This is a genomic window from Nocardia sp. NPDC050717 (genome assembly GCF_040654275.1).
GTDB lineage: Bacteria > Actinomycetota > Actinomycetes > Mycobacteriales > Mycobacteriaceae > Nocardia.
The window spans coordinates 25,609-47,325 of record NZ_JBFAHR010000012.1 but is presented as its reverse complement, the minus strand read 5'-3'; the positions used below and the strand labels follow the sequence as shown (position 1 = coordinate 47,325).

Sequence of the window (21,717 nt, the reverse complement as noted above, 5' to 3'; positions counted from 1 at the left end):
GCCTCCGGGTCGCCGGGGGGAATTCACTGAACATCGCGAGTGACCGCAGCGACTGCTTGAATGGATCCGTGCGTGGAGCCACGGAATCGCGAGAGCGAACAAGGCCGGACTATTGGTGTGGCGGCGCGGCACTGGGCTTCCTGCTCGTCGCCATGGCCGACCTGCTCTGGACGATGAACAGGCCAGGAAACGCATTGCCCTCCCCCATCATCACGATCGCCGGCTTCGCGGTCCCCACCGCCATCGCCATCGCGCTGTCCTCCACCGGAATGGTGATCAGCCGCCGAGCCGGCCTAAGACCGTGGCTCTCCGCCGCCGCCCTCCGGCTCTCCCTCGCCTTCGTCGCACTGTGCACCCTCGGCGCCGCCCTCTTCGTCGTCACGATGCTCCAGGGCCTGGACGCTCTTTCGAACTTCTGACATCTCCGTCACCCACACCGACACTGCACACCCGCACGCCGAGCGATCCGTTCGCTGCCGACGGAGAGGTGAAGGTCGTTGCTCTCATCGACGAGCTGTGCGCTGTCGACCGGCCGTGCAACCAGCCTCGCCAGGGTCGCCCGCACGGCACCGACGAAATGTTCGGGCCACTCGGCGGTGCGTACCGCGAGCACGGGCGTCCGGTCCACGTCGGCCAGGCCGAGCGATACGGCCAGCGTCTGCCCGAGACCTACCTCGGGCAGACCTGCCACGGCTCCGGGCGGGGTGTCCCGGTGCGGAGCGAACGCGTAATGCTGCCACGCTCCATCGCCGAACCGGTAACAGAGAACACCATGGTGACGCGCGTCGAGCCAAGCGAATTCCATCGCGCCGGTACTGAAGTTCGCGATATCCGCTGGCGTCGGCGACACGACATCCATGAGAAACAGCCCACCATCGGTGGTCAGGATCAGTTCCGGCCCAGGCCACCGCCGCAGACCGGCGTCGAAGTAGTCCCCGAGGCGCAGGCTCAGCGGGTCGGACATACGCCCATCCTTGCAGTATCGACGAATGTTGTCCGCAACAGCGGCACGCGGCGGCCTCTCGAAGTGGCGAACCCTGCGACTCAGAGGAGTTTTGGCGGGAGGGCCAACGACGGTACAAGCGCCGACAGATCGATGAGTTCGATGTGATCAGCATGCGAGCTCGTGAAGTTCGCAATCGTGAGATCGGTTGCGGGCCCGAACCGTTCATGGAACCGTGCTCTGGTGTGAGGTGAGGATCGCGCGAGAGCCCACGCGATGGTCGAGCGAGATGTTCGAAGGAACCTGACCGGCAAGGCGCCGACGACGAACAGCTGAGCCCGCCGGCCGCTTTCGTCGAGCGTCAGGTGCACCAGGTCGGCCACGACTCCCCGTTTGCGCATGGTGTCGGCGCCCTTCCATTGTGCGACTTTGAATTCCGCGATCCGGCGATCGGTTTCGAGATCGAAGGGGCGCGTGGAGTCGTTGCCGGCTCCGAGTGACGGGCGGCGAGCGATGCGTTCTCCGGGCTCCAGGATGGCAGGCAGAACACGCGCGATGACGGTTGCGTGGATCACATCGTTGAGACGACCGACGTGCGTGCGAACGGCGAGGGCGGCATCGAGCAGGTCCTCACTGAAGCCGAACTCGGCAGCCACCTCGGCGCTCGTCTCCGAGTGCGCTCGATCCAGTGCCTCTTCCGCGGCAGCGAGGTGCTGCGTGAGGTCGTGGTCGAACAGGAACCGCACCAGAGTCGAGAAGGACTCCGACGGTGGTAGCGCCGATCATCGCCGACATCCTGTCAGCTTTCACTCTCACCAGCTGGGAACGCAACCGTCAAGGCACGCTCATTGCGAGTGCTTGCTTTGGGCAAGCTGGTGCCTCGTTCGCTCGGTTCGGCGACCAGTCTCGTCGTGTCGTAGTCGGCGGTTCTCACTTGTGGGTGGTGGAATCTGCGGGTGCGTGTATCGAGCGGAATGGCCGCTGTCGCTGCGGCCTTGATCATGGCCCTGCCCGCGGTTGTCGCGGTGCCTGCTGGCGGCGCTGTGCGCGATATCGCGTGCGGTTCGACGTTGTCGTCCAGCGATGTCGCCGACATCGTCCGGCTGTCGGATACCGCGACGATCACCGGCGCGGACGGTCTCGCGCGGCTCGAGGACGCGGTGGATCGGCACCACCGGATCACCGAGATCCTCGTCGCCCACCGGGATCTGCGTGGTCTGTTCGCCATCGGTCTCGACGGCGTCGAGTACGCGGCGGTCATGCCGCTGCAGCGCGATCCCGCCGCGTTCGTGAACCGGGAATACGCGCACGCGATCAGCACCGAGCTCCTGCGCCGGTTCCTGGACAATCTGCACGCCGAGTTCACCGGCGGCGTCACCGAACCGCACTGGGCCCACTATTTCGCCCTTGCCAAGGACTGCGGCGTGTCCAGGGCCCGCACCGCGATGGCGGGCTACAACGCTCACCTCACCGTCGATCTGGCGTATTCGGTTGCGGCGGTGCACAGTCGGCCCGAGAACGCCCCGGACTACTTCAAGATCGTCGCGAGCATCGCCGCGGTCGGCGACGTGATCATCGACCGCACCAGAACCGTCTACGGCGCCGATCTCGGCCCACTGTGGCGGTTCTACTTCGTCGGCGAGGGGCTCGACCAGCTTTTCGGCGCCGGCGTCGCCACCGAGCAGATGCTCATCGCCGCCGACCTGGGGGCCAATACGGTCATCTTCACCAACGGCCTCGCCCTGCAGGACCCCGCCCTCGCCCCGGGCGTGCGTGCGGAGATCACCGCTCTGTGGCAGGCAGCCGATCTGGCCTTCGACGCGCTGGCCCGGATCAACGCCCTCTGATCGCGCGCCTCGCGGCACGTATGAGGACGTTCACAATGCGCTGGCGAGGCCGGCTGGTCGCGTGTTAGCTTGTCGTGTCCGTGTTCGACCTGGTGGCGAGAGAATGGGAGGTGAGTTGATGTTTGCGGCGAAGACCGCTGCCGTGCGCAGCGCCCGTGTCATCCTCACGTCCCGGGCCCTGGTCTGATACCGATCCCCATCGAGTAGTCCTGCCTCGCGGTGTGACTACTGGTGGACTCCGTGTTCGGGCGGGGCTCCCTCTTCCAAGGGTCTCACCGTGCATTCCTCTCACTCTTCTTCCTCATCGTCGTCTTCGCTGGAGCTGTCCGAGCTCGGCTGGGACGAACACTTCGCGACGCTGTTCGCCGACCACGCGGCCGCTGGCCTGATACCGGCTCGCATCGTGCGCGTCGACCGCGGGCGATGCGACACCCTCACCGCCGCCGGACCGATCCGGGCCGACAGCAGTGCGCTGACCGCCACGGATCGCGAGCACATCGTGTGCACCGGCGACTGGGCCGCGCTCTCGCTCGGACCTCGACCACAGGTGGTGGCGTTGCTGCCCCGGCGAACCGCGATCACCCGCGCGTCCGCGGACCGCACCTCCCAGCAACAGGTCCTCGCGGCCAATGTCGACACCGTGGTCATCGCGGTGTCGCTGGCGGCGCCGGTCAACGCGGGCCGGATCGAACGTCTGCTCGCCCTGGCCTACGACAGTGGGGCCCGCCCGGTCATCGTGTTGACCAAGGCCGATCTGGCCGATCATCCCGGTGCCGGCGAGGCCGTGGTCACCGGGGTCGCGCCCGGCGTGGAAATTCTCACCACCAGCGCCGCGACCGGGGCCGGCCTGGCACGGCTGGCCGCTGTCGTCACCGGAACCGCGGTCCTGCTCGGCCCCTCCGGAGCCGGGAAATCCAGCCTGGCCAACGCGTTGCTGGGCCGAGAACACATGGGCACCAACGATGTTCGGGCCGTCGACGGCAAGGGCAGACACACCACCGTGCATCGTGAGCTGCTCACCGTGCCCGGTGGCGGGGTGCTCATCGACACCCCGGGCTTGCGCGGCATCGGTGTCCAAGACGTCGCGGACGGTGTCGGTCAGGTGTTCGCCGAGATCGAGGCCTACGCCCGCGACTGCGTCTTCCGCGACTGCGAGCACCGCAGCGAACCCGGGTGCGCGGTGCAGGACGCGGTCGTGTCCGGCGAGCTGGACCTCGGCCGGCTCGAGCGCTACCGCAAACTGCTGCGCGAAAGCCAGTGGGCCGCCGCCCGCGGTGACGCGCGCCAGGCAGGCAAACGCGGCAAGACCGAGAAGGAGATCACGCGGCACCTCCGCGCGACCTACCGATTCCGCGACCGCCAGCGCTGACACCGATCGCCTTGGCACACACCATCATTCATCACAGGAGGCAACACTCGTGAACACTCACCACCCCTGGACCACGCGCGCCGAGACCAGCACCGATATCGCCACGATCAGGCAGATCACCCTCGCCGCCTTCGACAGGGCAGAGGAAGCCGATCTCGTCGACGCCTTGCGCCGGGACCCGGCCTGGATCGCGGACCTGTCGATCCTCGCGCTCGACGACAACGGCATCCCCGCCGGCTACGCACTGCTGACCCGCGCGCACATCGGCGACACCGCCGCACTGTGCCTGGGACCGTGCGCGGTCCTGCCGCGGTATCAGAAGACCGGCGCCGGATCGGCCGCGATAAGCGCCGGCCTGGATGCCGCCAGGGCCATGGGTGAGCACTTCGTCACCGTGCTGGGACACGCGGACTACTACCCGCGTTTCGGATTCACCCGTGCCGCCGCCCATGGAGTCGGCATGACGATGCCGGTCCCCGAGGAAGCGCTGATGGTGCTGAGCCTGGACGGTGAACCCGTGCCCCGCGGCGTCATCCGCTACGCGGAAGCCTTCGGCGACATCTGAACTGGGCCCGGTGAAACCCCGGGGGCGCGCCTGTGTGCGGGCGAGCCCCCGGGACACCTACCACTTGTTGATGTGGAGTACCGACTCGAGCGGGGCGCGTTTGGCGAGCTTGAAGTCGGTCCCCTTCGTGTAGGCGACCGGCAACAGCACGCCCTGGCGGATGTTCGGCGGCAGCCCCAGCGCCTCGGCCACCTCGCGTTCGTACTCCAGATGCAGTGAGGTCCACGCGGACCCGAGGCCGCGTTCGCGCAGCGCCAGCGCGAGGCTCCAGGCCGCGGGCAGCAGCGAACCCCACAGACCCGCCTGATTGCCCTCCGGGAACTGCCCGCCGGGGACGTGGATCGCGCCGATCACCAGCACGGGCACCCGCTCCATCACCTCGGCCAGATAGGTGGCGCTCGAGGCGACCTTCTCCGCGGTCTCGATGTCCTTGGGCGGCTTGGCCGCCCGCGCGGCCGCGCCCGCCGCGGCGTAGGCGGTGTAGGACTTGCGGTAGTACTCCGCCACGATCTTCTTGGGTTCGGGATCGGTCAGCACGATCCAGTGCCAGCCCTGCGCGTTGCTTCCCGACGGCGCCTGCAGCGCCACCTCCAGCGCGTCGGTGACCACGTCCAGCGGCACCGCGCGGTCCAGGTCGAGACGTTTGCGCACCGACCGCGTCGTGGTCAGCACCTCGTCGGCGGACAGGTCGAGATGCGGGAAATCGATGGTCATTGCTTCTCCGATCGTGCTTCTCGGTCTCAGGATCGCGACACCACATACCCGGCCATGCGCTGGTCGGAGTACGCGGAGATCCTTTCACGGCCGGGGTCGTCACGATCGGCGAGGATCCGCTCGTCACGGCACTCGCTCCGCAGGCTCGGTACTGTGAATACACATGACCGACACCGACATCACCGCGGACCTTGTCCGCGGTCTGCTCCGTGATCAGCATCCAGACCTCGCGGGGCTGGCGATCCGGGAGGTGACGGGCGGCTGGGGTAACCAGATGTGGCGGCTCGGGAACGACCTGGCCGTGCGAATGCAGCGCATGGACCCCACTCCCGAACTCCAGCTGAAAGAACGGCGGTGGCTGCCGGTACTGGCCCCGCAGCTGCCGCTTCCGGTGCCCGTGCCGGTGCGCTTCGGTGCGCCGTCCGACCGGTTTCCCAAGCACTGGACCGTGGTGACCTGGGTTCCCGGCGCGCCGCTGGACGAGAGCTCGATCAGCCGTGGCACCCACGCGGCCGACACCCTGGCCGGGTTCCTCCGCGCGTTGCATGTGCCGGCGCCCGCTGACGCGCCGACCTCCCTCGACCGTGGCGCGCACCCGAGGAACTACACGGACGGCTTCGAGACCATCCTGCGGGCCGTCGCTCCCGACGATGTCGCCGCCGAGGTCCGGGCGGTCTGGGCCGACGCCGTCGCCGCACGGGAATGGCAGGGTCCGCCGGTCTGGGTGCACGGCGATCTCCATCCCGCGAACGTCGTCACCACGGACGGAACACTCTCGGGCATCATCGATTTCGGCGACCTGCTCGCCGGCGATCCGGCGTGGGATCTCGCCGCCGCCTGGGTGTTGCTCCCCGCGGGCACGGCCGCACGGTTCTTCGACAGGTACGCGGACGCGGACGAATCGGCGATTCGGCGCGCCCGCGGACTGGCCGCCATGAAGAGCCTCTTCCTGATGCTCATGGGGCAGAACGGAGATCGGGGTCTGCCCGGTGGCAAGCCGCACTGGGGCCCGCCCGGCCGAGCGGCTCTCGATCGCGTCCTGCGCGGCCTCTGACACGCCTCGTCGCCGTCGGTTCAGGGCCGCAGGAAGGACTTGATCGCGCAGCGCCTGCGTCATCGACTCCCCGGTGCCGACGCATTCGAGGACCGAATCGGCGCCGACGCCGTCGGCCATGTCCTGGATCCGCGCGACGCCCTCCTTCCCACGCTCGCTGACGATGTCGGTGGCCCCGAACGCGGCGGCCAGCCGCTGGCGGTCGGCATGACGGCTCATCGCGATGATCCGCTCGGCCCCGAGCTCTTTCGCGGCGATGACCGCGCACAACCCGACCGCGCCGTCGCCGACGACGACCGCCGTCGATCCGGGCCGCACCTCGGCGGCGACCGCGGCGTACCAGCCGGTGCCCATGACGTCGGACAGGGCGAGCAGGCTGGGGACGTGCGCCGGATCGGGGGCGCCGTCGGTGGCCACCAAGGTGCCGTCGGCGTTGGGGATCCGTACGTACTCGGCCTGGCAGGTGGACATGAATTCCCGATGGACACAGGCGGATTGGTGGCCGTTGCGACAGTTGGCGCAGGTGTTGTCGGAGGTGGCGAAGGAGCCGATGACGAACTGGCCGGGCCTGACCGCGCTGACCCGGTCACTAACTTCCTCGACCACGCCGACGTACTCATGCCCCAGGGTGGGTACTGGAGCGTCGTGCGGCGGTTCAGTCTGTCTTGATGGCGGCCACGCCTTCGGCGTAGCTGGTGACGCGGAACTCCGGGAAGGCCTGCTTGAATTTGTCGGAGACGAAAATGTTGTCCGATTCGTAGCGCGGCAGCAGCTCCCAGAGTTCGCGCACGCCGGGGTTGAACAGCCTAGCCACGGAGAACACCGGACGCTTGGTGACCGAGTAGTCGATCTCGCGACCCCAGGCCGCGGCGGCCAGCTCGATCAGCCCGCGGTAGGTCACGCGGTGATCGTCGCACGGCAGATGCCAGGTCTGGCCGTACGCCGATGGCGTGTTGCCGATCAGGGCCATGGCGCGACTGGCGTCCGGGGTCCAGATCAAGGTCCGCAGCGTGTCGTCACGCTGCGGAACCCGCGGCTTCTTCCCGGCCGCGATCCGGTCGAAGACCAGCGCGTTGGTGAAGCTCTGTGTCTTTCCCGGCCCGTAGAACTCCGGCGCGCGGCAGATCACCGCCTCGACGCGACCGGCGGCCATGGCCTCCAGCAGCATCGTCGCCATCCGCGCCCTGGTCCGCGCCTTGCTCCCGACCGGGGCGAATCGTGTCTGCTCGGTCTGCGGCTCACCGGTCATCGGATACATGTACGTGTTGTCGAAGAACACGAGCTTGACCCCGTGCTTCTCGCACGCCGCGATCGTGTTCGCCATCATCACCGGGAGCTGCTCGGCCCACAGCTTCGCGTCCGGCGGCAGGCCGACGGTCAGGTAGGCGACCTCGCTTCCCGCGACCGCCGAGGCGGTCTGCTCGGCGTCCATGAGGTCCGCCGTGACCAGCTCGTCCGTCTCGTGCAGCCGCCGGGGGTTACGGCTCACCAACCTGATGTCCTTCGTGAACCGCCGATGGAGCTCGTGCGCGAGCTCGGTCCCGATCTGCCCGTTCGCTCCGAGAATTGTCTGCACGAGAAAGGCCTTTCGTTCGCCGGACACTGACAAGAGGCCACACTAGCACAAATGTAAGCAGCAATAACATCGCGAGGTGGTGGCGCGAAGATCCGGCCCGCGGGAGCGCCCATCGTGCGGCCCCGCCGGATACGCTGGCAGGTAACCCCTGGGATTCCGAGCAACCGATGGTCGACAACGATCCGTGTCAGACTCAGCGCGATGGCGGCGTCGACGTCATCGCGGAGTTGCGTGCGGCCGGATTCGCCGACGCCGAGGAGATCGGGCGCGGCGGATTCGGCGAGGTCTACCGGTGCACGCAGCTCGGCATCGGCCGCACGGTGGCGGTCAAGGTGATCACCCGTGAGCTCGACGAGAACCGGGATCGCTTCGTCCGCGAGCAACAGGCCATGGGGCGCTTGACCGGACACCCGAACATCGTCGACATGCTCGAAGTCGGTATCACCGACCACGGCTACCCGTATCTGGTGATGCCCTTCCACGCGCGCGGCTCGTTGCGGACCCGCCTGCGGCACGACGGCCCGCTGCCGTTGCCGGAGGCGCTGCACCTCGGTGTCAAGCTGGCGGGCGCGCTCGCGACCGCGCACCGCGGCGGCATCCTGCACCGCGACATCAAGCCGGGAAACATCCTGCTCACCGACTACGGCGAGCCCGCGCTGACCGACTTCGGCATCGCCCACATCACAGGCGGTTTCCAGACCACGTCGGGCGTGATCACCGGCTCGCCCGCGTTCACCGCACCCGAGGTGCTCAGCGGTGACATGCCGAGCGAGGCCGCCGATGTGTACGGACTCGGTTCCACCCTGTTCTGCGCGCTGACCGGGCACGCGGTCTTCGAGCGGCACACCGGGGAACAGGTCGTCGCGCAGTTTCTGCGGATCGCGGGCGAACCCACTCCCCCGCTGGGCGACAGCGGACTTCCCGCCGATGTCGCGGCACTGCTCGAGTCCGCGATGGCCCACGACCCCGCCGACCGTCCCACCGCACTGATGTTGGCCGAGCAGCTCCGGGACCTCCAGCGCCGCAACGGTTTCCCGCTCGACCGGATTCCGGTACCCGATGGCGTCGACACCGCGGCATCGCCGCCAGTGGCGCATCGCGACGGAAACCTGCCGGCAGAGGTGACCAGTTTCGTCGGGCGAAGCCTCGAATCGGCCGCGGTCGAGCGGCTGCTGGACCGGTCACGGCTGGTGACCCTCACCGGCATCGGCGGCGTCGGCAAATCACGACTCGCCCTCCGTGTCGCGCACACGCTCAAAGATGACTTCGCCGACGGCGTCTGGCTGGTCGAACTGGGCGATACGCGAGATCCGTCCCTGCTGGTCGACGCCCTCGCGGGGGCGCTCGGCCTGCGCACCAGAGGCGCAGGGCCGACCGTGGACGTCGTGACCGGCTACCTGTCCGCCCGGCATGCGCTGCTCGAACTCGACAACTGCGAGCAGGTGATCGACGGGGTCACCACGCTCACGGAATCGCTGCTGCGCGCCTGCCCGCACCTGCGGATCCTGGCGACGAGCCGCGAAGCCCTCGACGTCGGCGGGGAATCGGTGTATCCGGTACCGCCGCTGCCCCTTCCCGATCCGTCGGCACCCGGCGCGGACGAGAGCGCGGTGACCCTGTTCGCCGAGCGAGCGGCGGCTGTGGTGCCCGATTTCGCGATCACCGACGACAACCGACCCTGCGTGCACCGGATCTGCGCGCTGCTCGACGGGCTCCCGCTCGCCATCGAACTCGCGGCCGCACGCCTCAAGACGCTCTCGCCCGAACAGATCCTCGCCCGGCTCGACGACCGCTACAGCCTGCTCACGCGCGGTCGCCGCGGCGCCCCACCGCGCCAGCGGACACTGCGCTGGTGCATCGACTGGAGCTACGACCTCTGCACGCAGGACGAACAGCGGTTGTGGCGGCAACTGTCGGTGTTCACCGGCGGCTTCGAGCTGGACGCGGCCGACCGGCTCTGCGCAGGCGAGCGGGGCCCCGCGGAGGTGCTCGACGCGGTGTCCGCCCTGGTCGACAAATCGATCCTGCTGCGCGAGCAGAGCGACGGGACAGTCCGCTTCCGCATGCTCGAGACCGTGCGTGAGTACGGCAGGCAGCAGGCTGATGCTGCCGGCGAGTACCCGGAATGGGCTCGGCGCCATCGGGATTGGTGTCTGGAGCTGGCGGTGCGCGCCGAGGCGGAATGGATCGGGCCGCACCAGCTGCGGTGGGTCGCGCGGCTCGAACGCGAGCTGCCGAACCTGCGCGCGGCGCTCGAATTCGCGCTCACCGCGCCCGACGACACCGCGGTGCGGATCTCGGCCGCGCTGTACCCATTCTGGATGATGCGGGGGCGGCCCGGCGAAGGCCGCCGGTGGGCGGCCCGCGCCCTCGCCCGGACCACCGGCACCCACCCCCGCGACGAGGCACGGGCGCTGTTCGCCGCCGTCGCGATGGCCGCGCTGCAGCACGACTCCGACGATGCCGCGCTGACCCGCCTACGACAGCTGGCGGCAAACAGCGACGACCCCATGATCGGCGCCCTGTTCGCACACGCCGAGGCCGATATCGCCCTGATGACCGGTCACGCCGATCCGGTTCGGGCCGAAAGGCTGGCAACCGAGGCCATCGCCGGGTACGCGGCCGTCGGCGAGCTCGGACAGCGGCTGGACGCGCTGATCGCCCTCGGCTGGGCGAACGCCGTGCTCGGCGCCACGACTCGCGCGATCGACTGTTTCGAGGAGGTGCTCACCGTCACCGGATCCGCGGGCGAGACGATGCTGCACTGCTGGGCATCGGCGGGCGCGGGATACCTCGCCTGGCGGGCCGGGGAATCCACGCGGGCCGTCGAATTGCTGGCGGCCGGCATCCGGTCCGCCCGGCGAGTTCCGGATCCGCTCGTCATCGCGTCCTGTGTCGAGACGCTGGCCTGGGTCAGCGCGGATCAGGGCGGCTACCGCAGGGCCGCCGTGCTGATGGGGGCGGCCGACGCACTGGTCGCCGTCATCGACAGCTCCCCCTTCGTCTTCCCCTCGCTGCGCCACCACCGCGACGATTGCGACCATGCCTGCCGCGCCGCGCTCGGCGGAGCGGACTTCGACACAGCCCGCCACGACGGGGCGACGATGTCACTCGCGGCCGCCGCGGACTTCGCACTCGGTGCCGATGAGCAGGGCCGCCCGGTCATTCGGTGAGGCTGGCGCCGAAGACACGCAGTTCGCGATAGGCCACCCGGAACCGCGCCCGCGTACGCAGCTCGCCCGCCTCGCCGTCGTGTGCCACCCGGAACGGTGTGTCGGCCTCGATCGTGACGACGGGAGCCTGCAGTTCGCGGTACACCTTGGAGTTGCGCATCCGCCCGCTGATCCACGACAGCAACAACCGTGTCGTCGCGAACCGGTGGCCGTCTTCGAGGTAACGCACATCGAGCACCCCGTCGTCGAGCCGGGATCGGCGCCCCGGCACGAAGTTCGGCGCGCCGTACATCGAATTGCCGAGGAAGAAGAACGACACCGTGGCAGGGCGGCCCTCGATGCGCACCGTCACCGGCGCGGTGTGGCGCATCACCCGGCGCAAAGCGCGCACTGTCGCCGTCACCCGCCCGAGCCTGCGCCGCTGGAATCGCGTTCTGGCCCTGACGAATGCGGGATAGGCGCCGATGCTCGCCGTGTTGAGCAGCAGCTTCTCCTCGTTCAACCACACCACGTCGACCCGGGCGATCCGTCCCCGCCGGATCGAATCCACCACCGCGGAAACGGTTTCGCAGCCGATGTCCTTCGCGAAATGGTTGAACGTGCCTGCTGGGAACACCGCGAGCGGTTTGCCCGTCGCGACCGCGTGCGCGGCGAGGGTCGCGACGGTGCCGTCGCCACCCGCCACGCCGAGGAATTCCGCCCGCTCGGCGGCCTGCGCGGCCACCTCGTCGATGTCGGAACCCTGCGTGAGTTCGACGATCTCGGCCTTCGGGAGGTCCCTGCGGATCTGCTGGGCGACGCGCGCGCCGGTGCCGTCACCGGAGGCGGGATTGAGGACGACGACCAGTCCCGCGCCGTCGGGGTCGGTCGCGATCCGCTCGACGGTGGGCTGCGGAATCATGATGCGGCTGTCGTCGACCGGCGGCACGAGGCGCGCGCCCGCGATCGCGATCCCGGCGCCTACCGCGAAACCCGCGAGCACGTCGCCCGGATAGTGCGCGCCCGTGGCGACCCTGGACAGGCCGACCGCGGCCGCGAGGCCCGACAGCAGATAGCCGGCGGTGCGGTTCTCCAATCCGACGCCCACCGCGAAACCCGCCGCGACCGCGGCGTGCCCGGAGGGAAACGAGGTGGAGGTGGGTTGATGCCGGGCGCGCGCGATCGGCACACCGTCGAAGACTGGGCGGAGGCGGGGATATATCCGCTTGAGCCCCTGGTTCACGACAAGACTCGTCACCGCGATCGTCCCGAGCCCGCGCACCGCACCGCGGCGCGCGGACAATCCGCCGAAGCCGAGTCCCGCGGCGATGACCATCCACAGCTTCGAGTGATCGGCCACCGCGGACAGGGGCCGCATGGTGAGATCCAGCAGCGGGCTCGGGGACTCCGCGACGGCGTCGAACAGCCGGCGGTCGAGGTCGCTGAGCCCCACGTGGAGAGTGCGGAGTGGGGGCAACACCGGACCGGGCATGATCTCGAAAGTACCGCCTCGCGACGGCACCGGACGGGATTGACCGCGAGCGCGTTGTCGCCGGCGGCGGCGCGGCACTCCCGCGCCGCGTATATTCCAGGCGATGCAGGAACGACGACCATCGACCGCACGGTGGTCGGGCCTCGGACGCCTGCGTCCCGGTGTGCTCGAGATCGAGGGGCCGCTGGGCAGTCTGCCGCGCCATTCCCACCACTCCGTCCAGGTGGCCATCGCCCACCGGGGGACCTTCGTCCTCGAGGATCCGCGGGGCCGTCGGGAACGCATGAGCGCGGCGATCGTTCCCGCCGATCAGCCGCACGCCTTCAGCGCTGACGACGCCTGGGGCGTCGTGGCACACGTCGAGCCCCGATCGTCCCTGGGCACCGAGCTGACCGAGCTGGTCGACGATCCGTCCCACGTTCGCGCCTGGCAACACGCGGGACACACCCTGACGACAGGACACAGCGCGTACGTGCACGGGCGTCTGCGCGCTCCCGGACCGAATGCTCGGCTGCACCCGGGAGTCGCCGCCGCGCGCACCCGCCTGCAGACCGAGCTGGACTCACGACCCGTCCGGCTCCGCGACCTCGCCGCGACCGTGCATCTGTCGGAGAGCCGACTGTCCCACCTGTTCGCCCAGGACCTCGGCATCACCTTTCGCGCCTACGTCCGATGGCTCCGGCTGCTGCGGGCCACCGAGGCGGTCGCCCAGGGCCGAACACTCACCGAGGCAGCCCATCTGGCGGGATTCACCGACAGCTCCCACCTCACGAGGACGTGTCGCCGGACCTTCGGCGGCCCGCCCACCGCGTTCAGCACGATCCGCTGGGAGATTCTGCCGAACTAGCGGATCCGTCCGAGCAGGACACCGAGATTCACCGTCGACCTTCTTCACCCCCGAAGACGACGGCCGCCGGCTCGCGGGGTCCGCACTCCGCTTCGCGCGGGCGCAGATTCGCTCGTGGCGCGACGTGCTTCACCGCCTCGACCGGTTTATCGTCGGCACAGCGCTACCGGCCGGGTAGCTCCGCGGAAGGACCACCGTGACCGAAACACCCCTCCACATACCCACCGGCCGCGGCACCGCCCGCGAAGCCGTCCGCCTGGCCACGATCGTCGCGGCGCTGGGAGTGGTGTTCGGCGACATCGGCACCAGCCCGATCTACACCATGCAGACGGTGTTCAACCCCGCCGACCCACACCCGGTGCCGGTGAGCAGGGACAACGTGTTCGGGATCGTTTCCCTGATCTTCTGGTCGGTGACCGTGATCGTCACCATCACCTACGTCACGCTGGCCATGCGCGCCGACAACGACGGCGAGGGCGGCATCATGGCGCTGATCACCCTGCTGCGCCGCTGGAGTGCACCGGGTGGCAAGCGAACCGCGATGTTCCTCGCCGCGCTCGGAATCTTCGGCGCCTCACTGTTCTTCGGCGACTCGATGATCACCCCCGCGATCTCGGTCCTGTCGGCGGTCGAGGGATTGAAGGTGGTCGAGCCCGAGCTCGAGGAGCTCATCATTCCGATCACCGCGGTGATCATCGTGGTGCTGTTCCTGGTGCAGCGCAAGGGAACCGCGGTGGTCGGGCGGGTGTTCGGGCCCGTGATGATCGCCTGGTTCACCGCCATCGGCGCGGCGGGCATCTCCGGTATCACCGAGCACCCCGACATCCTCCGAGCGATCTCACCGACCTACGCGCTCGGATTCCTGTTCGGCCACTTCCACATCGCGTTCTTCGCACTCGCCGCGGTCGTGCTCGCGGTCACCGGCGCCGAAGCCCTCTACGCCGACATGGGCCACTTCGGCCGCAAGCCGATCGCCCGCGGCTGGCTGGCACTGGTGTTCCCCGCGTGCATGCTCAGCTACCTGGGCCAGGGCGCGCTGATCCTGTCCGACCCGGCCAACATCGCCAGCCCGTTCTTCCTGCTCGTCCCCGGCTGGGGCCGGCTGCCGATGGTGCTGCTGGCCACCGCCGCCACCGTCATCGCCGCCCAGGCCGTGATCACCGGCGCGTTCTCGGTCGCCTACCAGGCCGCCCAGCTCGGCTATCTGCCGCGCTTGCGGATCGTGCACACCTCCGAATCCACCATCGGCCAGATCTACGTCCCGTGGATCAACTGGCTGCTCATGGTCTCGGTTCTCGTCCTGGTCTTCGCCTTCCGGAGCTCGGCCGCGCTGGCCTATGCCTTCGGCATGGCGGTCACCGGCACCATCACCATCACCACGCTGCTGTTCTTCTACGTCGCCCGCGCCCGCTGGCAGACACCGCTGTGGCTGCTGGCGCTGGGCGCGGTCCCGCTGGTGGCCGTCGACCTGCTGTTCCTGGGCGCCAACCTCACCAAGCTCGTCCACGGCGCCTGGCTGCCGCTGCTCATCGGCATCATCGCGTTCACGGTCATGACCACCTGGCAACGCGGCCGCGACATCGTCACCGCCGCGCGCGAGCGGCTCGAAGGACCGCTCCAGCAGTTCGTCGACGATCTGCGCGCGGACCGTCCGACGACCTTCCCGGTGCCCGGAACCGCGATCTTCCTCAATCGCGGCAAGGAAACGACCCCCTTGGCCATGCGCGCCAACGTCGAACACAACCACGTCCGGCATCAGCACGTCGCCATCGTCAGCATCGCCACCGACCCGGTCCCCCGAGTTCCCGCCGAGGAACGGCTCACCGTGGACCACCTCGGCCACGGTGACGACGGCATCGTCCACGTCACCGCTCGCTACGGCTACATGGACCGGCCCGACGTCCCCGGAGTGCTGCGGCTGCTCGATGCCGAAGCCACCGAAGGCCGCCTCGACCTCGACCATGCCTCCTACTTCGTGTCCAAGATCGAACTGCGCCGCGGCGACGAGCCGACCATGGCGAGCTGGCGCAAACGCCTGTTCATCGCCACCTCCTACATCACCGCCGACGCCGCCGACTACTTCGCCCTCCCCCGCGACCGCACCGTCATCATGGGCTCCCACATCGACGTCTGAACGACCGCGGGACCGCTCGTCCCGCCCGGCTCAGTCCCGGTCCCGGAGTGCGGGACCCGTTGCCGGACTTGCGCGCTGGGCAGCGGTCGCGAGGTTGTCCGCGTGCGCCCGGAGGACGCGGTGATGCTCGGGGCACTGATCGAGTTCCTCGTAACAGCGCTTTCCCGCCACTCGCCCCGAGGCGCGGAGCAGGCCCTTCCGTTCGTAGAACCGCAGCGCCGAGGACGCCAGCCCCGTGCGTTCCCGTAGCTCGGATATCGATAGGTCACCCATTGACTTGAACCGTAGTTCACCGTGGATGCTCGACGGGAGGTCGCGGTGAGGGAACACCGGATTCGGGATGAGCGGCAGTGGTGAACGCAGCAGGTGTGGCGGTGGTGACCGGCGCAGGAAGGGGCATCGGGCTGGCGATCGTCCGCGCCTTGGCCGACGACGGTTACACGGTGGTCGCGGGCAGTCGCACGGTCACCGCCGCCTTGCGTGCGGCGACGCCGGAGGTGGTCGAGGTGGATCTCACCTCGAGCGACGGGCCCACCCGCTTGGTCGACGACGCGATCGACCGACACGGCCGCCTCGATCTTCTCGTCAACAATGTCGCGGGGACCTCGACCCCGGCCGGCGGCTTCCTCGCGCTCGGCGACGACGCGTGGCAGCACACCTTCGACACGACGCTCATGTCCGCCGTTCGCGTGACCAGAGCCGCGCTGCCGAGTCTGCTGGCGCGGCGAGGCGCGATCGTCAACATCAGCTCGATCAATGCCAGGTTGCCGCAACCGCGGCTGGTGGCCCGATCAGCGGCCAAGGCCGCGGTGTCGAACCTCGCCAAGGCGCTCGCCGAGGAGTTCGGCGGGCAGGGTCTGCGCGTGAACACGATCTCGCCCGGCCCGGTGCTGACCGACCTGTGGACGACGCGGGGCGGTCCGGGGGACACGCTGGCCCGAAATGAGGGTGTCCCCCTCGAGCAACTGCCCGCCGTGCTGGGCATGTCCACGGGTCGATTCACCGCTCCCGAGGAGATCGCGGCACTCGTCGTGTTCCTCGCGTCAGGACGGGCGCCGAATATCAGCGGCGCGGAACTGGTCATCGACGGCGGCATGCTGAAGACGAGCTGAGCGCGCCCGCCACACGGCCACTCGCATGTGCTGGAAGATTGCTCCGCGCGGCGAAAGGCGGTAGAAAAGTCTCCGGATGGTCGCCGCGCCGGTCCAGTCTCTGTCGTTGCGGTCATCCGGCCTGGCCGTACTCCAATGGGTAATGCTCGACCGACTCCATTCCGAGGGAACGCTGTCGGGTTGCTTCAGGTACCGCCGTTCTCAGGAATGATGCGGACGTTCTGGTGAAAGGTGAACGAGCATGCGGAAATTGACGGCGAGCGCGGTATTCGGTGCCGTGGCGGCGGTGATGGTGGCCTCGGCAGGCACCGCGGGAGCGACCCCACCACCGGCGGCGCCGCTGTGCGCGGTGTACTCCTACCCGGCGGCCCTGGTGATCGAGTTGACCGGAGGACAAGGCAGCCCCTTCCTGCCTGCGCTGACCTCACTGCAGCCGATCTTCTGCGGCTGACGCCTTTCCGTCGACCGCCCGGCGCCGCCGGCGGTCAGCCGGATCGCTCGATGCGGACTGTCAGATTCTTCATGATCGGTTGGTCGCTCTGCGTGCTGTAGTCGCCGATCGCGCACAGCACGTTCATCTCCGGCATGTACCCGGCGGCGCAGCCCCGCGGGATGTCGTAGGGAATCGCCTGATAGCGGCGCAGTGTTCGGGTGCTGCCGTCGCGGGCGAAACTGGTGATGTCGACCTCGTCGAACAGGGCGAGGCCACGCTCGCGCATGTCCTCTTCGTGCATGAACACGAGGGTGCGCAGGTTCTTCACCCCGCGATAACGGTCGTTGTCGGAATAGATGGTGGTGTTCCACTGGTCGTGCGAGCGCATGGTGGCCAGGGTCAGCGTGCCCGCTTCCTGGGTGAGATCGGGCAGCTCGGCGCTGGAGAACTCCGCCTTGCCCGACGGCGTGAGGAACACCAGTTCGCGGGCGGGTTGCTTGATCCGGAATCCCAGCGGCAACCTGACCCGGCGGTTGAAGTCCTCGAAGCCGTCGATCACCTTCGCCATGGTGTCGCGGATCCGGTCGTAGTCCTCGACGAAGTGGTCCCATGGTGTCGTGCTGCCGGGCAGCGCGGCTTTCGCGATACCGGCGATGATGGCGGGTTCGGAGCGAAGGTGCGGTGAGGCGGGCTTCTTCATACCGCGCGACAGGTGCACCATCGCCATCGAGTCCTCGACGGAGGTCTCCTGCAGGCCACCGCGCTGTTCATCGCGTTCGGTGCGGCCCAGGCACGGCAGGATCAGCGCGGCCCTGCCGTGCACCAGATGACTCCGGTTCAGTTTCGTGCTCACCTGAATCGTCATGTCGCAGTTGCGGAGTGCGTCGAAGGTGTAGGCGGAGTCGGGCGCGGCGAGCGCGAAATTGCCGCCCATCCCGACGAACACCTTCACCCTGCCCGCCCGCATCGCCTCGATGGTGGCCACGGTGTCGAGCCCGTGTGCGCGCGGCGGATCGATGCCACACACCTGGGCGAGCCGGTCCAGGAATTCCGGCTTGGGCCGGTGGTCGATCCCGCAGGTGCGGTTGCCCTGCACGTTGCTGTGGCCGCGCACCGGCGACGGTCCAGCGCCCTCCCGGCCCAGATTTCCGCGCAACAGCAGCAGATTCACGATCTCGCGGATGGTGTCGACGCCGTGCTCGTGCTGGGTGACACCCAGACACCAGCTGATGATGGACCGGTCGGCATCGCGGTACACCCGTGCGGCCCTGCGGATCTCGGCCTCGCTCAACGCCGACTGCCGCTCCAGGTCAGCCCACGGCGTTGCCGCCACGACCGCCCGGTAGTCGTCGAAACCCGTGGTGTGGTGCTCGATGAATTCGGTGTCGAGTGCTTTCGGGTCGGTGCGCGCCTCCTCCAGGACCGCCTTGGCGATACCGCGGAGCACGGCGAAATCGCCGCCGATGCGCGGCTGCAGGTTCAGCGTGCTGGTCTTCGTGGCGTGGAATGTCGCCATCTGCAGGAACTCGTGCGGGATGATGGTGCGCGTCGCGCCCGCCTCGACCAGCGGATTGATGTGCACGATCTGGGCGCCCCGCCGGTCGGCCTCGGCCAGCGCGGTGAGCATGCGCGGCGCGTTGGAGGCCGCGTTGACGCCCATGATGAACAGCGCGTCGGCGGTCTCCCAGTCCTCGAGATCGCAGGTGCCCTTGCCGGTGCCGAGCGCCGCCTGCAGCGCGCGCCCGCTCGCCTCGTGGCACATGTTCGAGCAGTCGGGAAGGTTGTTGGTGCCCAGTTCACGCGCCATCAACTGGTACAGGAATGTCGCCTCGTTACCGAGGCGGCCCGAGGTGTAGAACGAGGCCTGGTTCGGATCGTCGAGTTCGCGCAGCGCCCTGCCCGCGGTCTCGAACGCGTCCGCCCAGGTGATCGGCACGTAGTGGTCGGTGGCCGGGTCGTAGACCATCGGCTCGGTGAGTCTGCCCTGGTTCTCCAGCTCGAATTCGCTCCAGGTGGCGAGCTCGCGCACGGTGTGCGCGGCGAAGAACTCGGGCCCGACGCGCTTGTGGGTCATCTCCCAGGTGACGTGCTTGATCCCGTTTTCACAGATGTCGAGATGAATGCCCTTGATCGAGTCGGGCCACGCGCAGCCGGGACAGTCGAATCCGCCGTTCTCGTGGTTCATCTTCACGATGGCGCGGGGACCGAGGATCGGCTCTTTCTCTTTGCCGATCATGAACTCGGTGACCGATTTCGCCGCTCCCCAGCCCGCGGCCGGGTGATGGTAGGGCTTGAACTCCGGGGCAGCGGAGCCATCAGCCTGGCCGTCGCCGGGGTCGAGTTGTCCATCAGTTCGGGTTGCCATGACGCGTTCCCTTCGACGATGTCTCCGAAGCTGGACGTGCGCTGCTGCTGGTGATCCTTCCTCGAGCAGGTCACGGTTCGGCGAAGGCAGGCCGCACAGCATGGACGGATCTGCCACGCGACGGCTGATCTCCGACGGATCCGGCGCTACCCTGGTGGTCGGTCGACACTTCTTCATCCTGCGATACCAGCGAATGACCTCATCGGAACGAGGAGCGAGTTGTGGGCGCGCAGACAGATACCATCACGGCAAAGATCCACGGGAACCCGCTCGGCATCGACAACAACCCCTGGCCGGACGGGCATCCGGTCGAGGGTGAACGGGTGGCGATCTTCGCCTTCGACGTGCGCTCGGTGGACGGATCCGCCGCCGACCTCCGCACCTATCACCTCACCCCCGTCGACCGCGCCGGCGAGGGCCCGGTGACGGCACCGCAGGTCACACCCCAGGGCACCACCACACAGTGGACGGCATGTGGAACCGGCACCGTGGTCCGCGCACCGGACGAACTCGGCGTCGAAGAGTCCCAGATGGATCCGGTCGCCGCCGCGGAGAAGATGTTCCAGTGCCAGGTACGGCCGGACGCCCCGTTGCCGTCACCGCAGTGAGCCCGGCCGGAGTGCGGGACGCCGGACGCCCTCACCTCCACCCGACGACCGGATCCCGCGCTTCAGGGTGAGGATGATCCGCAGCACGGCCAGCACGGCAGCGGCCGCCGCGATCGCATACCCGAGGCCGGCGATGTCCGGAGCCCACAGGACGACGTGAGGCAGTTCGACCCCCAGATGAGCAGGAGCCGCGACGCCCAGCAGATAGACCAGCAACGCTAGCGGCAGCAGCCATGCCGCGAGCTGTGCCGCGAGCCGCACCCGGCCCGAGCTGGGCGATCCGGGACGGGTGAGCAGCCAGAGCGTGCGGGCCGCCAGCCCGACGAGGAGCGCGGCCAGGGCGCTCAACGCGGTCAGGATCATCGGGTAGGTGTGGTCCGCCTCGGTGGCGGGCGCCGCGACGCCGAGTGATGTCGCGGCGAGGCCGAAGCCGATGTCGAGAAGTCGCGGTTCCTGCAGTGTCCCGTAGGCGTTCACGGTCAGGACCACCGCGTGGTCGGGCAGCAGGATGACCTGCGTCGAATACCCGGGGGCCGCACCACCGTGCCAGACCATGGGGATCTCGGTGCCCGCAACGGTCCAGCGGCGCCACCCGAGGCCATAGCTCTTGCCCGGGCTGGTTTCGATGTCGCCACGAAACATGCTCTCGCGCTGATGATCACCGACTACGTCGGTTCGGCCGCCGAGACCGCCGCGGGCGAAGGCCGCGAGGTCTTCGATCGAGCCGCCGAGATATCCGTAGCCGAGACCCGCCGGATCGAACGGTGCCGCGAACGGAACGGTGCGACCGAACACATACCGATGCCCGCGGGGCACCGTGTCTCTCGCCTGCTGCTCGGTCGTGACGGCGGTCCGCATGCCCAGCGGATCGAGCAGCCGCTCGCGCAACACCTCGGGGAAGGGCTCCCCGGTGACCGCCTCCACGATGGCCGCCAGCAGCAGATAGTTCGTACTCGAGTAGTGGTGCACCGCACCGGGTTCGCTGTCGAGCGATTCGTTCGCCAGCTCGGGCAGCACGTCCATCGGTCGCCGCTCCGGATCGGTTCGATCGGTGTACCGGGTGCTGGTGGGCAGGCCACTGGTCTGGTTGAGCAACTGGCGCACCGTAATTCGCGCCGACTGCGCGCGGTCGCGGGTGCGGAACGTCGGCAGATAGGTGGTGACGGGCTCCTCGAGACGGAGTTCCCCGGACTCGACCATCGCCGCGACCAGGGTGGCGGTGACCGGTTTGGCCACCGAACCCCACAGGAACGGCGTCTGCGCGGTCACCGGGCCGCCGTTCCCGTCGGTGCCGAACGCGCCGACATGCCGTATCCCCTCCCGATCGACGATCGCGTAGGCACCGCCCGGAACGCCCGCGGCGCTCATACGGTCGCGCAGGAACTGGTCTGTGCGCTGGTAGCCGGACGCGGTGGCCACGTCGGCACCCGCACCTTCGCTCGTCGCGCACCCGGTGAGGGCCAGCAGGGTCAGCGTCACCACGCACCGTAGCAATATGTTCATATT

Annotated in this window: 19 protein-coding genes and 1 pseudogene; 11 read left to right on the top strand and 9 right to left on the bottom strand. The window is 68.7% G+C overall.

All coding sequences use genetic code 11. The features are described 5' to 3' along the window. Nucleotides 1-152: 152 nt before the first annotated feature. The gene (locus tag AB0H56_RS22935; protein WP_357166758.1) at nt 153-419 is read left to right on the top strand and encodes a hypothetical protein; all 267 of its coding nucleotides are present in this window, start codon (nt 153-155) and stop codon (nt 417-419) included. Nucleotides 420-427: 8 nt separating this feature from the next. Here the strand turns inward: AB0H56_RS22935 and AB0H56_RS22930 are convergent, their stop codons facing one another. Continuing rightward, nucleotides 428-964 carry a hypothetical protein gene (locus AB0H56_RS22930; RefSeq protein ID WP_357166755.1) on the bottom strand — a complete coding sequence of 179 codons (537 nt, stop codon included), beginning with the start codon at nt 962-964 and terminating at the stop codon, nt 428-430. Between the two features lie 80 nt (nt 965-1,044). Then, nucleotides 1,045-1,689 (bottom strand): hypothetical protein, encoded by a 645-nt coding sequence (locus tag AB0H56_RS22925; RefSeq protein WP_357166752.1) that lies wholly within the window; start codon nt 1,687-1,689, stop codon nt 1,045-1,047. Nucleotides 1,690-1,917: 228 nt separating this feature from the next. Between AB0H56_RS22925 and AB0H56_RS22920 the strand changes: the two genes are divergently transcribed. The 3 genes from AB0H56_RS22920 to AB0H56_RS22910 all read left to right on the top strand — a co-directional run bounded on the left by AB0H56_RS22920 (nt 1,918) and on the right by AB0H56_RS22910 (nt 4,724). Beyond that, nucleotides 1,918-2,790: a DUF5995 family protein gene (locus AB0H56_RS22920; RefSeq protein ID WP_357166749.1), complete on the top strand. Its 873-nt coding sequence runs from the start codon at nt 1,918-1,920 to the stop codon at nt 2,788-2,790. A 277-nt stretch (nt 2,791-3,067) separates the two neighbouring features. Then, a complete protein-coding gene (gene rsgA / locus AB0H56_RS22915) occupies nt 3,068-4,159 on the top strand; it encodes a ribosome small subunit-dependent GTPase A (RefSeq protein ID WP_357166746.1) in 1,092 nt (363 codons plus the stop codon). A gap of 49 nt (nt 4,160-4,208) precedes the next feature. Beyond that, complete coding sequence (locus AB0H56_RS22910; protein ID WP_357166743.1) at nt 4,209-4,724, top strand: N-acetyltransferase; 516 nt, start codon at nt 4,209-4,211, stop codon at nt 4,722-4,724. A gap of 57 nt (nt 4,725-4,781) precedes the next feature. Here AB0H56_RS22910 and AB0H56_RS22905 read toward each other — a convergent pair whose 3' ends face one another. Beyond that, complete coding sequence (locus AB0H56_RS22905) at nt 4,782-5,438, bottom strand: nitroreductase family protein (protein ID WP_357166740.1); 657 nt, start codon at nt 5,436-5,438, stop codon at nt 4,782-4,784. A gap of 163 nt (nt 5,439-5,601) precedes the next feature. Here AB0H56_RS22905 and AB0H56_RS22900 point away from each other — a divergent pair, with 163 nt between their 5' ends. Continuing rightward, a complete protein-coding gene (locus tag AB0H56_RS22900; RefSeq protein WP_357166737.1) occupies nt 5,602-6,492 on the top strand; it encodes an aminoglycoside phosphotransferase family protein in 891 nt (296 codons plus the stop codon). Between the two features lie 45 nt (nt 6,493-6,537). On the opposite strand, the pseudogene AB0H56_RS22895 reads toward AB0H56_RS22900, so the two are convergent. Both AB0H56_RS22895 and AB0H56_RS22890 read right to left on the bottom strand, forming a co-directional pair. Next, a pseudogene (locus AB0H56_RS22895) lies at nt 6,538-7,116 on the bottom strand (zinc-binding dehydrogenase); the annotation flags it as partial. A gap of 31 nt (nt 7,117-7,147) precedes the next feature. Continuing rightward, on the bottom strand, nt 7,148-8,068 hold the full coding sequence (locus AB0H56_RS22890) for an NAD-dependent epimerase/dehydratase family protein (RefSeq protein WP_357166734.1): 921 nt from the start codon (nt 8,066-8,068) through the stop codon (nt 7,148-7,150). Here AB0H56_RS22890 and AB0H56_RS22885 point away from each other — a divergent pair. Then, on the top strand, nt 8,059-11,241 hold the full coding sequence (locus AB0H56_RS22885; RefSeq protein WP_357166731.1) for a protein kinase: 3,183 nt from the start codon (nt 8,059-8,061) through the stop codon (nt 11,239-11,241). The genes AB0H56_RS22890 and AB0H56_RS22885 overlap by 10 nt on opposite strands. On the opposite strand, the gene AB0H56_RS22880 is transcribed toward AB0H56_RS22885, so the two are convergent. Further along, nucleotides 11,231-12,712: a diacylglycerol kinase family protein gene (locus AB0H56_RS22880; RefSeq protein ID WP_357166728.1), complete on the bottom strand. Its 1,482-nt coding sequence runs from the start codon at nt 12,710-12,712 to the stop codon at nt 11,231-11,233. The two genes, AB0H56_RS22885 and AB0H56_RS22880, sit on opposite strands and share 11 nt — an antisense overlap. Before the next feature lie 103 nt (nt 12,713-12,815). Here AB0H56_RS22880 and AB0H56_RS22875 point away from each other — a divergent pair, with 103 nt between their 5' ends. Then, complete coding sequence (locus AB0H56_RS22875; RefSeq protein WP_357166725.1) at nt 12,816-13,559, top strand: helix-turn-helix transcriptional regulator; 744 nt, start codon at nt 12,816-12,818, stop codon at nt 13,557-13,559. Between the two features lie 217 nt (nt 13,560-13,776). Then, nucleotides 13,777-15,693, top strand: coding sequence for a potassium transporter Kup (locus AB0H56_RS22870; protein WP_357167138.1), 1,917 nt, complete (start codon nt 13,777-13,779; stop codon nt 15,691-15,693). A gap of 30 nt (nt 15,694-15,723) precedes the next feature. Here the strand turns inward: AB0H56_RS22870 and AB0H56_RS22865 are convergent, their stop codons facing one another. Next, nucleotides 15,724-15,966, bottom strand: a complete 243-nt coding sequence (locus AB0H56_RS22865; RefSeq protein ID WP_357166722.1) for a MerR family DNA-binding transcriptional regulator — start codon at nt 15,964-15,966, stop codon at nt 15,724-15,726. Between the two features lie 80 nt (nt 15,967-16,046). Here AB0H56_RS22865 and AB0H56_RS22860 point away from each other — a divergent pair, with 80 nt between their 5' ends. Next, complete coding sequence (locus AB0H56_RS22860) at nt 16,047-16,805, top strand: SDR family oxidoreductase (RefSeq protein WP_357166719.1); 759 nt, start codon at nt 16,047-16,049, stop codon at nt 16,803-16,805. Nucleotides 16,806-17,046: 241 nt separating this feature from the next. After that, on the top strand, nt 17,047-17,256 hold the full coding sequence (locus AB0H56_RS22855; RefSeq protein WP_357166716.1) for a hypothetical protein: 210 nt from the start codon (nt 17,047-17,049) through the stop codon (nt 17,254-17,256). A gap of 34 nt (nt 17,257-17,290) precedes the next feature. Here the strand turns inward: AB0H56_RS22855 and AB0H56_RS22850 are convergent, their stop codons facing one another. Further along, entirely contained in the window at nt 17,291-19,603 is a 2,313-nt protein-coding gene (locus tag AB0H56_RS22850) for an FdhF/YdeP family oxidoreductase (RefSeq protein ID WP_357166713.1), read from the bottom strand. Nucleotides 19,604-19,824: 221 nt separating this feature from the next. Here AB0H56_RS22850 and AB0H56_RS22845 point away from each other — a divergent pair, with 221 nt between their 5' ends. Next, on the top strand, nt 19,825-20,211 hold the full coding sequence (locus tag AB0H56_RS22845; RefSeq protein ID WP_357166710.1) for a hypothetical protein: 387 nt from the start codon (nt 19,825-19,827) through the stop codon (nt 20,209-20,211). Here the strand turns inward: AB0H56_RS22845 and AB0H56_RS22840 are convergent. After that, the gene (locus AB0H56_RS22840) at nt 20,200-21,714 is read right to left on the bottom strand and encodes a serine hydrolase domain-containing protein (RefSeq protein ID WP_357166707.1); all 1,515 of its coding nucleotides are present in this window, start codon (nt 21,712-21,714) and stop codon (nt 20,200-20,202) included. The genes AB0H56_RS22845 and AB0H56_RS22840 overlap by 12 nt on opposite strands. Between the last annotated feature and the right edge of the window lie 3 nt (nt 21,715-21,717).

What these genes read in the sequence shown, in the direction of transcription:
- AB0H56_RS22920 (WP_357166749.1), top strand. Translation starts at nt 1,918, where the DNA reads ATGGCCGCTGTCGCTGCGGCCTTGATCATGGCCCTGCCCGCGGTTGTC.
- AB0H56_RS22850 (WP_357166713.1), bottom strand. Translation starts at nt 19,603, where the DNA reads ATGGCAACCCGAACTGATGGACAACTCGACCCCGGCGACGGCCAGGCT.
- AB0H56_RS22865 (WP_357166722.1), bottom strand. Translation starts at nt 15,966, where the DNA reads ATGGGTGACCTATCGATATCCGAGCTACGGGAACGCACGGGGCTGGCG.
- AB0H56_RS22840 (WP_357166707.1), bottom strand. Translation starts at nt 21,714, where the DNA reads ATGAACATATTGCTACGGTGCGTGGTGACGCTGACCCTGCTGGCCCTC.
- AB0H56_RS22935 (WP_357166758.1), top strand. Translation starts at nt 153, where the DNA reads ATGGCCGACCTGCTCTGGACGATGAACAGGCCAGGAAACGCATTGCCC.
- AB0H56_RS22930 (WP_357166755.1), bottom strand. Translation starts at nt 964, where the DNA reads ATGTCCGACCCGCTGAGCCTGCGCCTCGGGGACTACTTCGACGCCGGT.
- AB0H56_RS22855 (WP_357166716.1), top strand. Translation starts at nt 17,047, where the DNA reads ATGCGGAAATTGACGGCGAGCGCGGTATTCGGTGCCGTGGCGGCGGTG.
- AB0H56_RS22905 (WP_357166740.1), bottom strand. Translation starts at nt 5,438, where the DNA reads ATGACCATCGATTTCCCGCATCTCGACCTGTCCGCCGACGAGGTGCTG.
- AB0H56_RS22900 (WP_357166737.1), top strand. Translation starts at nt 5,602, where the DNA reads ATGACCGACACCGACATCACCGCGGACCTTGTCCGCGGTCTGCTCCGT.
- AB0H56_RS22875 (WP_357166725.1), top strand. Translation starts at nt 12,816, where the DNA reads ATGCAGGAACGACGACCATCGACCGCACGGTGGTCGGGCCTCGGACGC.
- AB0H56_RS22880 (WP_357166728.1), bottom strand. Translation starts at nt 12,712, where the DNA reads ATGCCCGGTCCGGTGTTGCCCCCACTCCGCACTCTCCACGTGGGGCTC.